We start from the raw sequence: 12,126 nt of genomic DNA on the forward strand, positions 1-12,126 counted from the left end.
CTCAAGAAACGGCTCTTGCGGCAACCGCGCTTCCACATGCTTTTCACGCCGGCCAGCGCTTCGTGACTCAACCTCGTGAAACGCTGGTTCGCCGGACTCACTCCCCACGAACTCCGCCGCTCGGCCCACTACGGCGTTGCCGAATTCGGAGCCGACGTACCTGGTCAGAGGCCTGGAAGGCCGTTCCCGGGCCCTTCGTCCGGACCAAGACCGCCGACGACATCCTCGACACCCTCGCGACCTGCTGCCAACGAATCAACAACGCAGCACACTAGGACAGGTCCCAGATCTGCCGGGGCAGCCCCGTGAGGTAGTCGACCAGGTGGCGCAGAGCGGTTTCACTCGACTCGATGGTGGGAGCGGGTGGGCCGGCGGGAATCCGGCCCAGCGAGGTGGGGAACGGCTCGGCGTTGTCGTAGGCGGCCATGAGGTTGGCGGCACGTTCGATGACGCTGGGGGCCGCGGAACTGGAGGAGCGGGAGAGGACGGCGGTGAGCACCGTGGAGGCCACCGCGGGGTCGATCAGCCGGGTGTGGAAGATCGTCTGGTCGATGTCGCGCAGTTCTTCGTCGTCCTGGGCACGGGCGGCGACGGCGTCGGTGGCGATCTCGATGACGCGTTCCATCGGTAGGGCGGCCGGACCGGCGGTGAGCCAGTGGTCACCGTGCGCGTCGTGGTCGTGGGCGAGAGCGGCCAGCGCGGCGGCGACGGTGTCCCGGGAAACGAGGTCGACGCGAGTACCGGGCGTGCAGGGCAGGAAGGGGAGCTGGCCGGACAGCGCGAAGCCGAGCAGGTAGTGGAACGCCTGGAGCCGCGGGACGTCGCCGATCACGGTGGAGATACGGGCGATGCAGGCGGGCAGGCCGGATTCGCGGACCAGGGTCTCGCCCGCGGATTTGGTGGCGGCATACGCGTCGATGGGGGTGCCGTCACCCGCGCGGGTGATGAACGCCGTGGAGCCGTGCACGAGGCGGGCTTCGGCGTCCGCGACGAACCGCAGGACGTGGCCGGTGCCGACGACGTTGATCCGGTGCAGGTGCTCGTGCGAGGCCGAGAGGTTCACGGCCGCCGCGCAGTGCACGACCACGTCCACCTTGGCCGCGAGCTCGCGGTACTCGGCCGGGTGGAGACCGAGCCAGGGCCGGGTCACGTCGCCGCGCACGGAAGCGGTGCCGACCGGTTTGTGATGGGTGAGCGCGATGACCTCGTCGGTGCCGTCCAGCTCGCGCAGCAGGGCGGAGCCGACGGCGCCGGAGGCTCCGGTGATCAGGATCATGGGGTCCTCACGGTGGCGGAGTCCTCGTCCCAGCTGACGTCGTCGAGACTGGTCACCTCGACCGTGCTCGGGTGGACACCGGTGGTTCGGGCGACGTGTTCCTTGAGGGCGATGTGGGGCAGCCATTCCGTGCTGCGGGCGCCTGCGGGCAGGCCGTAGACGGCGTTGGCCGTGCCCGGCAACGTGTCGATCCGCTCCACGTCGTGCCGTCGCAGCACTCCGTCCGAGCCGGTCAGCAGGAGGCGGGAGTCGGGCGCGCCGTCGCGCAGGTAGGCGCGTCGTTCCGGACCGGGAACCTCGGTCAGGGGTCCGGCCGGGATGTGCACGACGACGGTCCGGAACGCGACCAGCACGTGTTCTCCCCGGCACATCTGGATGTCGATCGCGACGAGGTCGTCCGGCAGCGTGCCGGCGAAGCGGGCCTCGACCTCGATCTCGCCGTGGTCGGGCAGCGGCTCGTGCACGGCGAGGTGGCTGAGCCGGTGCGGGAACGCCAGCCGGTCGGACCCGATCGCCGGATCCCACCGGTGCAGCGCGTCGTGCGGGATGGTGTGCAGCGCGGCGTCCAGCAATCCTTGGTGCAGCGCGCCGTGGGGTACCGATCCGCGTTCGGCGTCGAGGATGCCGCTGGCCCCGGTGGAACCCATCCTCAGCGCCGTCAGGTACTGGAAGCTCGGCCCGTGGAAGAGGTTGGCGTTCTCGTACGGGTCCGGCACGTCCACGAGGTCCGCCAACGGGGCGAAGCGAGCCGGGCGGGGTGGCGGCTCGAAACCGACCGTGGTGGTGGCCACCGGCACGAATCTGGAGAGCGAGCCGGCCTCGTGCCACACCGCGAGCCGCGCCTGCTCGTCGGTGCAGGTGGCACGAAGCCGGACCGGCTCAGCGACGGGCAGCCAGCGCTGCATGCTCAGGTCGCGCAGCACTCGCGCCGGGCGTCCGGCACGGTCTCCGGCGGACCGGGCGAGGAGTTCGGCGATCGACATCAGCGGCACGGCGGGGACCGTCCAGGTGGGGCAGTGGTCCGCCAGCCACGTGTCCGCCCCGGGGTCGAGTACGGTGTCGACCGTGGAAGGCGAGTCCGGTGTGCCGGGCACCACGCGCACCCGCAGGCGGGGCACGTGGTAGATCTTGCGACCGTCCACCCACAGCCAGGCCTCGGCCTCCGCGTGCCCGCCACCGGGCCCCAGCTCGATGTCCAGCACGTCCAGTTCGACGGTGACGAGCGAGTCGGAGGGCAGGATCTGGCCGCGATACGTCCACGAGTCGGGCACGACGGGCTCGAAGCGGAACCCGTCGTCGACGCCGCGCTGGATCAGGTAGCAGGACAGCAGCTGGCACATCGCCTCGACACCGAGGGAACCGGGCTGCACCGGGTCGTTGAAGAAGTGCGCCTTGAAGTACCAGGCCTCGGCCCGCACGTCGCACTCGGCGCGTAGCTGTCCGAGTCCGGCCGGGCCGCCGTCGGGCCAGTAGCCGGTGAGCCGGTCGAGCATCAGCAGCATCTGGCCGGGCAGGCGGGCGGAGCGCCCGAAGAAGCGGGCGGGGCGGGATCGCAGGTCGACAACGGGGTGCTCGCAGGGGCGGGTGACACGGGAGCGGTCGTGGTCGGTCACCGGCAGACCGGTCTGGATCGTCAACTGCTCCGCCGAGGTCAGGGCGAAGACCGTGGTGCCCTCCAGGGCGGTGACGCCGTCGGCCTCGCAGTGGATCCGGAACGTCTCGATCGTCGTGCCGTCCCAGTGCTCGATGTCGGTGAGCTCGACCGTGGTGCGTAACGAGCCGACGTAGGGGGGCACCTCGCGGACCGTCGAGAGTCGACCGTCGAGGTTGCGGATCCGCGGTTGCCTCTCGGCCGTCCCGTCGTCCATCAGGGCGCTCAGGAAGCCGCAGGGCTGTAGCGCGATCTCCATTAGCACGGCGACCGGCACCGTCCCGCTCTGCTCGCGGAACCACACCTGCCGGGGCACGTCGTACTCGGCTACCAGGCTGCTGCCGAGGCGGAACTCCCCATGGGTGACGCACAGCTCGATGACCCGGGTGAGGAACAGGTACGGCGGTCCGGGAAGCCGGAACGCGTCGTCGCTCGCACCGGGGAGGATCTCGGCGCGCGGTCCCCAAGCGGCGGTGAGCATCGTGGCGTGGTCGTAGCGGATCCGCCCCATGGTCGCAGCGGCCGGATCATCGTGGCCACGAAGACCGGCGAGCGCGCTGAGCGGGACCGGATCACCGGTGTGCTGGACCGCGGGGGGACCGAGAAGTTTCCAGTGCGGCAGGGGCGTGTCGGCGACCAGGTGCACGGCGAGCCCCTCGGCGCAGAGCACCACCCGCTCGTCGATCGTGCCGACCACGTCCGCGTGCGCGGTCGTGCCGGTGACCGACCGTACGGTGAGGTGGTAGCGGGGCGTGCCGCTCGGAGCGTTGAGCATGATCCGCAGGCGGGTGGACGCATCCGGCAGTGGCTCGAAGCGCCAGCCGTCGTGGTGGATCGTGCGGCCGGTCGCGGCGAGGTGGAACGCCATCGCTTGGAGGCCACCTTCGAGCAGCGCGGCGGGCGAACGCCACGTGGTCGGCGGGGTGCGGCCGGTCGCGGTGAGCCCGCGGTCGGGATCGAACGCGGTGACCTCGCGCAGCAGGAGGGTGCGTCGTGAGCCGATTCCGGGGCTTCGGACGTGGGCGCGTGTGATCTCCCACTCGGGACCGGTGAAGCAGTCGGCCGGGCGGCCCTCGGCGAACGCCGTGACCGCGTCGGTGCCGAACGTGGCACCGGGGCGCTCCGTCGGCAGGGGCACGTCCAAGCCGTCCGAGAGGCTGCCGTGCAATGACAGGTGGCCGTCGACCTCGCCTCGCAGTGCCGCTCCGGTGACGGTCAGCGAGCTGAGCAGCTGATCTCCCGGTGCGGGCAGGGCGTGGTGGAAGGTGAGTTCGCCGTCGAGCACGCCGTCGCGCTGCGGCCACAGCGCCAGCAGTTCGTCCAGCACGGCTCCGGCCGTCATCCGGCCGGCCCGGTCGAGGTACCAGCCGTCGAGCTCGACGGTGGCGCGGGCCGTGCGGGGCGGTTCGGTGGCGGGCTCGACGGACGTCCCGGTCGCCGTTCCGGTGGCCCTCCCGGTGGTGGACGGGTGAAGGCTCGCCTGTGTGGCCAGGAAGCGCTCGTGGAGCTCGGTGGCCTGCCGCAACTGTTCGGAGATCAGTGCCGCCGCGCTCCTAGGGGCCGGTGTCGGCTGGTGGGAGCGCGGAGCGCGAGGCATGACCTCGAAGTCCTGGTCATCCATTGGTGGCCTCCCCGAGTCGCGTCAGCGCGCGGCCGGCGGTGAGCAGCACGCGCGGGTCGCCGGCAGGGGCGCTCAACTCCTGGGCGAAGACGCGCGCTCCGTCTCGCAGGGGGATCAGGTCGACGCCGCCGAGACGGAACACCTCGGCCAGTTCGGGGGTGACCATGCCGCCTTCCCACGGTCCCCACAGCAGCGAGCGGACCACCGCGTCCGGCCGAGCGTTCTGTTCGGTGGCGAGTACGTGGTTGAGGGTTTCGTTGGCCATCGCGTAGTCGCACTGTCCGGCGTTGCCGGTCGCGGCGACGACCGAGGAGAACACGCACAGCAGTCGCAGTGGGTCCTCTCGGGTGGCGTCCAGCAGTGCTCGCAGCCCGTCGACCTTGGTGCTGAACACGGCCTCGAACTGGTCCTCGGTCTTGTCCTCCACCCGCTGGTCGTGCAGCACCCCGGCCGCGTGGACGATGCCGGTGATGGGGCCCCACCGCTGCCGGACGTCGGCGAGCGCCGTCCGTACGGCGTTTCCGTCCCGGACGTCGACGCGCAGGTAGTGGACCTGCTCCAGCCCTTCCACCTCGCGGCCGGAACCGCGGCTGAGCAGGACGAAGCGTGCGCGGTGCCGGGATCCGAGCTCTCGCAGCGCCGCCGCCGTGACGGCACCGGTCCCGCCGGACACGACGATCACCGGGTCGGTTTCCCATCCACCGGCCCATCCACCGGCCCAGCCATCGGTTGCGGTCGGTTCAGGGGCCTCCGTGGCGTCGAGCGTCCACCGGGTGCCGTCCGCGCCGAGTGCGACGTCGAGGTTCGGGCCTCCGGTGAGCAGTTCGTCGACGAGGGCGGTGGCGGTCTCGGTCGCCGAGCGGTTCGCACGCTGGCAGTCGATGGCCTTGACCGTGGCGAGCGGCCATTCCCAGCGGACGGTGCGAGCGAGCGCGGCGAGGCCGCCGATCCAGGGCCGTCGCGCGTCGCGGTGGCCGAATCCGCCTCCGGTGTCCTGCACGGTGACGAAGACACCGCCAGCGGCGCGCAGCCGGGGCGCGATCGCCTGTGCGGTTCGGAAGGCGTCCCGTTGGGTGGCCAGGGCCTCGTCCGCGGACGCGGTCTCGGCCAGTCCGCCGAGAAACACCAGACCGTCGGCCTCCAGCGTGGTGATGTCGGCCGCCGTGCCGACCCGCGCGTGGACGCCGCGCTCGGTGAGCAGTCGTGCGGTCTCCTCGGCGACTCCGGTTCCGTCCTCGGTGACCAGGACGGTTCCGAGCTCCTGCATGGCGCTGCCCGCTGCGGGCGCGCGCCGCAGCGTCGGCACGTGTCGGCGGATCGTCCCGTCGGGGGCGGTGGTGACGGGCTGGGCGGGTGCGTTCAGCAGCTCGTGTAAGCGGTCGGCGATCTCGCCGAGGGTTCGCAGCGTCAGCAGCGGGGAGAGCCGTTCCCGGTCCATTCCTTCCAGCTGCGGGAACATCGGGCGCAGGGCCGAGAAAACCTGGGCGCGGGTGATCGAGTCCAGGCCGAGGTCGGCCTCCAGCTCCATGTGCGGTTCCAGGATCTCCACCGGGTAACCGGTCTTCTCGGACACGGCGGCCAGCACTTGGGATTCCAGTTCCTCGAGGCCGCGTGACGGCAGGGGTTCCGAGGGCGTGGCGGTCACCGGGGCGACGGAGGCGGTGAGCGGTTCGGAGATCGCAGGGGGGTCGGGGGACGCGGGTGGTTCGGCCGATGCGGGTGGTGAGGTGGTGGTCTGGAAGGTCGGCGAGGGAGCGGCGGTCCGCCCGAGGCCGTGGCCCGAGTCCGGATCCAGCGAGGTCAGCGCGTCGATCGACTTCTCGGCCATGCTCAGGTACGCCGCGTGGGCGCGGGCGACCTCCTGCTGGGCTTCGGCGACCGCGCGCAGCGTCTCGTCATCCCGGTTGCCGGATCCGGTTCCGGACAGCGTCGGGGCCGGTGTGGTCGGCGCGGACTCCGAGCTCGGCGGGTAGGGCCTGCCGTGATTGCCTCCGTTGATCATGATGGGCGTCGCCGGTCGTGCGGGTTCGGGCTCTTCCGGACCGTGCCACAGCCCGGCGAAGTCGAGCGGGACGCCGAGTGTGGTGAGCTGTCCGAGCGCGTCGAGCAGCCCGGTCACCCCGTTGGAGCTCGCGCGGTCCAGGGCGATCGCATGGCCGTCGGAGAGGTTCTCCTTGACCAGGCTGGTCAACGCGCCTCCCGGGCCTACTTCCAGGAAGATCCGCACTCCGTCGGCGTGCATCGCGTGCACCATGTCCACGAACCGAACCGGTGAGGCGACGTGGTCGGCGATCGCCTGCCGGATCTCGGCCGGCCGCAAGGGGTGCACGGCTGCCGTGGCGTTGCCGTACACGTTCAGCAGCGGTGCGCGCACCGTCTCCGTGGACAGGAAGTCCCGTAGCGGTTCGCTCGCGGGAGCGACGAGGGGACTGTGGAATGCGGCCGAGGTGTCGAGCGTCCGCGCGGTCATTCCGGCCCCGCTGGCGTGCTTGCTCACCAGCGCGCCCGCCTCGGCTGTCGCGGCGACCACGACCTGGCGCGGGCCGTTGTGGTTGGCGATCCAGGCTTGACCGAGGTTCTGCCGCTCGAGGAGGTCGGTCACCTCGTCCACGCCCGCGTCCAGGGCGATCATGACGCCGGAGCCCTCCCGCATCAGTTCGCCCCGCCGGGCGGCGAGCCGCATCAACGTGTCCTCGTCGAACGCGCGTGCCGCGTGCAGCCCCACCAGCTCGCCGAAGCTGTGCCCGGCCACGCAGTCCGGCCGCACCCCCACGGTCTCCAGCACGTTCAGCAGCGCGAGGCTGTGCGCGGCGATGGCGGGTTGCGCGACGCCGGTGTCGGTGAGCGCGTGCTGTTGCGCCTGCCGCTCGGCGTCGGTGAACACCGGTGGCGGGAAGACCAGCGGGGAGACTCCGTGCCGGTCCCACACCGCGTGGGCCTGGGGGAAGTGCGTCGCCAGGTCGGCCCCCATACCGACGTACTGGGCTCCCTGACCGGGGAAGAGGAACGCTGTCCGACCCGGAGCGCGCCCGACACCGTAGTGCAGACCGGAGGGCGTCGAGAACGGCTTCGTGCCGACCAGTTCCCGGGCCTGCTCCAGCTTCCGCTCGAGGTCCTCCGTGGACGAGGCGACCACTGCCAGCCGGTGCTCCCGCGTGTGCTGGAAGGCGTTCTGGGAGCGCCGCGCGACCGCCGTGAGGCTTCCCGACAGGTCGAGCGAGAACAGCTCCCGCGGCGTCGCGGCGGACAGCACCACCAGTTCTCCCGGTCGTGCTTCGCAGCGCACCGCGGGGCGGGCTCCCACCGTTTCGTCGGTGTATTCCTCCAGCGTGACGTGGAAGTTCGAGCCGCCGAAGCCGAAGCTGGACACCGAGGCCCGCCTGGGATGCTCGGTCGTGTTGATCCACGGCCGTGCCCGCGTGTTGAGGTAGAAGGGACTGTTCTCCAGGTTCAGCGCGGGGTTCGGGCGGCCGATCTTGATCGTCGGCGGTAGCACCTTGTGCCGCAGTGCCAGGGCGGCCTTGAGCAGGCTCGCGGCGCCGGCGGCAGCCTTGGTGTGTCCGATCTGGGATTTGACGGACCCGAGCGCGCACCACTGGCGGTCCGTCCGCCCGCTCGCCTCGAACACCGAGTGCAGGGCGGCTGTTTCGGTGGCGTCGCCGACGGCGGTGCCGGTGCCGTGCGCCTCGACCAGACCGACCGTGTCCGGTCCGTAGCCGGCGGTCTCGTACGCCCGGCGCAGCGCCCGCGCCTGCCCGGTGTCTCGCGGCGCGTACACCGAGGTGCCGCTGCCGTCCGATGAGGAGCCGATGCCGCGGATGACGGCGTGCACCCGGTCGCCGTCGCGTTCGGCGTCGGCCAGTCGTTTCAGGGCGAACAGGCCCAGGCCCTCGCCCAGCATGGTGCCGTCCGCGTGCTCGTCGAACGGGCGGCAGTCGCCGGTGGGAGACAGGGCCGGGGTCTTGCTGAAGCACTGGAAGGTCATCGCGTCGTTGAGCGTGTCGACCCCGCCGGTGATCACCATGTCGGAGCGGCCGAGCAGCAGGTCGTCGACCGAGACCGACAGGGCGGCCAGCGAGCTCGCGCAGGCGGAGTCGACGGTGAAGTTGGTGCCGTGCAGGTCGAAGCGGTTCGCGATCCGCCCGGCGACCACGTTGCTCAGCATGCCGGGGAACGTCGCTTCCTGCCACGGTGACGAGTACTCGAGGATCCGGTCGCAGACGGCGTCGGCGTCCGCTTCGGACAGTCCGCTGTCCAGCAGTGTCCGATGCCACTGCGGGCGTCCGGACCGTATCGCCATCTCACCGAGCAGCTGCAGGGAGGCGCAGCCGAGGAACACGCTGACCCGTTCGCCGTCGATCTGGCCGAGCCCGGCGTCGGAGAGCCCGGCCAGCAGGCGTTCCGCTGCGACCAGGGCCAGCAGTTGGGCTGTGTCGGTGGCGGGCAGGTTGCGGGGCGGCACCCCCAGGGCCATCGGGTCGAACTCGACCTCGGGCAGGAAGGCCCCGCGGCGGGCGTAGGTCTTGTCCTGCGCGTCCGGGTCGGGGTCGTAGAAGTCCTCGATCAGCCAGCGGTCGGCCGGCACATCGGTCATGAGGTCGCGTCCTTCGACGACGTTGCGCCAGAAGGAGTCCACGTCCGGCGCGCCCGGCATGATCGCGCTGACGCCGACGATCGCGATCCGGTGGTCCATGTTCGTTCTGCCGTTTCTCAAACCAGTGGGCGGGGGCGGAAGTCGAAGGCATCGGAGGGGAGGCGGGCCCCGAGCGCGCGCAGCTGGTGCACGCGGGTGAGCACGGCGGCTCCCTGGAGCAGGTTGCGGGCGAGCTGCGTGACCGTGCGTCCGCCGGGTTCGGCCAGGAAACTGCCCGCGGTCCAGGTGTTGAACGCTCCTGCGGCGGGGCCGCACCACAGCTGGTAGTCGCTGCGACGGCCGGGCGTGCCGTCGACCGCCCAGGTGACCGAATTACCCAGGTACCAGCGGAAGACCAGCGCCATCCTGTGCTTGGGGTCCGCCTGCGCCCGGGTGATCTCGCTCGGGCGGCGCTGCGCCCAGTACTCCTCGGTGCGTCGCCACACCTCGTCCAGGCCGGCCCCGAGGACCTCGCGCTCCAACGATTCCCTGGTCTCGGCGGGGAGCGATTCCAGCGAGGGGTGCTCGAGGTAGAGCTGGTACAGCCGGGCCGCCCGGCCGGCGAACATGGTGCCGCGGCGCAGCACCTGGACCTTGGCGCCGAGTTCGAACATGTCCCCCGCCGGCGCCATCGCCACGTCCGCCACCCCGGCCTGTGCGAGCATGGTCTTCGCCTCGTCGCTGACCGCGGCCTCACGCGACATCTGGTTCACCGAGCCGGTGAGCACGTAGGCCGCGCCGAGGGCGAACGCCGCGGACACCGCGGCCGGGTCGCCGAGTCCGCCCGCCGCGCCCACCCGCACTCCCGGGCTCTTCCGCCGCGCCAGGGACAGGACCGCGGGCAGGATCGACACCAGCGGTCTGCCGTCGGTGTGCCCACCGCTGTCCGCCTCGACGGTGATGTCGTCGGCCACCGGTATCCGGCTGACCAGACGGCCCTCCTCCTCGGTGATCTCGCCGGTGTCCACGAGCCGACGAACCAGGCCGGGAGGGGGCGGCGACATGAACAGCTCGGCCGTCTCCGGGCGTGAGACCTTGGCGAACAGCGCGGTCTTCCGAATGATCCGGCCCGTCGTGTCGGTGCGCAGTCCGGAGGCCGCGCAGCGCACCACGGCGGGGGTGATGTCCAGGAACGCCGACAGGGAGATCTTCGGTACTCCGGCGCGTAACAGGCGCGCCGCGACCGCGTCCTCCATGGCCGCGTCGTCGGGGTGGTGGATGAGGTTGACGCCCCAGTTCCGTCGTCCGGCGAGACGGGTCCGCAGTCGTTCCAGTTCCCGGTCGAGCCGTTCGAGGCCGAGCCCTGCCGTCCCGAAGAAGGCCAGCATCTCCGCCCGCGCCATGGCCTCGACCAGCTCGACGCCGGTGATACCGTGCGCCATCTCGCCCGCGACGTAGGGGAACCGCACGTCGTGCGCCTCGGTGAAGCTCTGGTCGCCCAGCCACTCCGGGTACAAGGCCGGCACCGTGCCCACGGCTCCCGGAATCGGCCGATCCGAGAGTCCCAGTGCGCCGTCCCGCTCGTGTGCCACCAAGTGCGCCGGCTTCGTCACCCGCTGGGCGAGCTCGACGAGACCGGCGCCGTCGAACACTCCTGTCACGGCGTCAGACGCGTCCGAACGCCCGGTTGCCCAGTGCCTGCGGGTCGGTGCTGATGATGAAGTCGGTGACCGCCATCAGGATCTCGGGGTAGCCGAGGTAGCCGTTCTCGTCGGAGTCCAGTACCGACCACGCGTGCTCGGCGTGCTCCCGCTCCACGCGCAGCACCTCCGTGACGAGCCGGAGTCCGTCGTCCCGGGCGATCCGTCCGTCGTTGTCCTCGTCGGCCATCGCGAAAGCCAGGTTCGTGACCACGCCGATGTACTGCAGCGTTTTGTCCGGCTTCTCCGCCACGCTGTTCGCCATCACCGTGACGAACTGCTCCCTGTCCAGTCGTTCCTGGGCAGGTACCCACGCGGGTTTGACCACCAACGAGTGCCAGATCCGGTTCACCGTGGCTTCCAGCTGCTGTGCCCGCGGTGAGTTCTCGGTGTGGCCGGTCAGCCGTGCGAGGCGGTGCGCGAACCGCATCGTGTCGGCGGGCGTCACCGCGCCGTCGCCGTCATCGTCCAGCACGTCGAACATCCACAGCTGCTTGCGCCGCAGGTACGGGTCCTGGTTCGCCGCCAGTCGCTCCGCCGCGGCGATGGTGGTCGCCGCGTCCGGTTTGGACTCGGCGGCTGCCGCGCCCGCCATGGCCATTCCGGACACGGATCCGGCGGCCAGACCCGCCGTGCCGCGCAGTACCGACCTGCGGGTCACCTCTGCCGTTTCGTCGTCCTTCGGTATTTCCGTCACCACGAGCCCTTCGAATTCACGACATGATCACTGTCGGAACGTCGTTCGCGATCTTGCGTGCGGGATATTAGCAACTCTGTGCGCTATTGATCTTAAAAAACACTCGATCCAGCTATATGAGTGAAGATTTTTCCGATAATTCGATGTGTGTTGTAGCGCGAGGCGCTCGTGGGGTTCGCGTGTACCGGCGTCGCGTCGAAATCGTCGACTCTCGTATTTTCAGACACTGTCGCGCACGGGCGAGCAGCGGGCCGGTGTGATGCGGTCGATGGCTGCCCGGGTGGTGTGTGGCGGCGGGGTGGAGCGATTCCGAGGGGTGTGCTTCCAGCGCGGAGCACGACGAGGTGAACCCGGCAGGCCGCGCACCGACGAGGGGTACGGTCACGACGAGTTGCGCGGTGCGCTGTTGACCGGGCAACGGTTGGTGTCGCCTGTGTGGAAGGCATCGGCGAACAACACGAGCACCGCGCCGAAACGAGGGGCGAGCGTGCTGCGAGTCAGCATCTCGCAGCACGCTCGTACGTTCGGAGATCCCGCCCCGGTCGGAACCCGACGACACCAGCCGCGCGTCGAGGTGTCAGAAGGGCATACCGACTGGGCGGTATGCA

The 12,126-nt window shown here is 70.8% G+C and carries 6 protein-coding genes; all 6 read right to left on the reverse strand.

The genetic code is table 11. From position 1 onward, the window contains the following. Positions 1-271: 271 nt before the first annotated feature. A complete protein-coding gene (locus BLQ75_RS24545) occupies positions 272-1,276 on the reverse strand; it encodes an SDR family oxidoreductase (RefSeq protein WP_092604461.1) in 1,005 nt (334 codons plus the stop codon). Beyond that, on the reverse strand, positions 1,273-4,548 hold the full coding sequence (locus BLQ75_RS21350; RefSeq protein WP_092604462.1) for a hotdog family protein: 3,276 nt from the start codon (positions 4,546-4,548) through the stop codon (positions 1,273-1,275). Before BLQ75_RS21350 ends, BLQ75_RS24545 begins: the two co-directional genes overlap by 4 nt. Then, entirely contained in the window at positions 4,541-9,241 is a 4,701-nt protein-coding gene (locus tag BLQ75_RS21355; RefSeq protein WP_092604463.1) for a type I polyketide synthase, read from the reverse strand. The genes BLQ75_RS21350 and BLQ75_RS21355 overlap by 8 nt, the downstream gene beginning before the upstream one ends. A 17-nt stretch (positions 9,242-9,258) precedes the next feature. Beyond that, positions 9,259-10,773, reverse strand: a complete 1,515-nt coding sequence (locus tag BLQ75_RS21360; RefSeq protein ID WP_092604464.1) for a PfaD family polyunsaturated fatty acid/polyketide biosynthesis protein — start codon at positions 10,771-10,773, stop codon at positions 9,259-9,261. 13 nt (positions 10,774-10,786) lie between these two features. Continuing rightward, positions 10,787-11,518 (reverse strand): EF-hand domain-containing protein, encoded by a 732-nt coding sequence (locus tag BLQ75_RS21365; RefSeq protein ID WP_139183056.1) that lies wholly within the window; start codon positions 11,516-11,518, stop codon positions 10,787-10,789. A 381-nt stretch (positions 11,519-11,899) separates the two neighbouring features. Further along, a complete protein-coding gene (locus tag BLQ75_RS24550; RefSeq protein WP_280137865.1) occupies positions 11,900-12,022 on the reverse strand; it encodes a hypothetical protein in 123 nt (40 codons plus the stop codon). Between the last annotated feature and the right edge of the window lie 104 nt (positions 12,023-12,126).

Origin of the sequence: Actinopolyspora xinjiangensis (genome assembly GCF_900104475.1) — a bacterium.
Classification (GTDB): Bacteria; Actinomycetota; Actinomycetes; order Mycobacteriales; family Pseudonocardiaceae; genus Actinopolyspora; species Actinopolyspora xinjiangensis.

What these genes read in the sequence shown, in the direction of transcription:
- BLQ75_RS24545 (WP_092604461.1), bottom strand. Translation starts at nt 1,276, where the DNA reads ATGATCCTGATCACCGGAGCCTCCGGCGCCGTCGGCTCCGCCCTGCTG.
- BLQ75_RS21350 (WP_092604462.1), bottom strand. Translation starts at nt 4,548, where the DNA reads ATGGATGACCAGGACTTCGAGGTCATGCCTCGCGCTCCGCGCTCCCAC.
- BLQ75_RS21355 (WP_092604463.1), bottom strand. Translation starts at nt 9,241, where the DNA reads ATGGACCACCGGATCGCGATCGTCGGCGTCAGCGCGATCATGCCGGGC.
- BLQ75_RS24550 (WP_280137865.1), bottom strand. Translation starts at nt 12,022, where the DNA reads ATGCTGACTCGCAGCACGCTCGCCCCTCGTTTCGGCGCGGTGCTCGTG.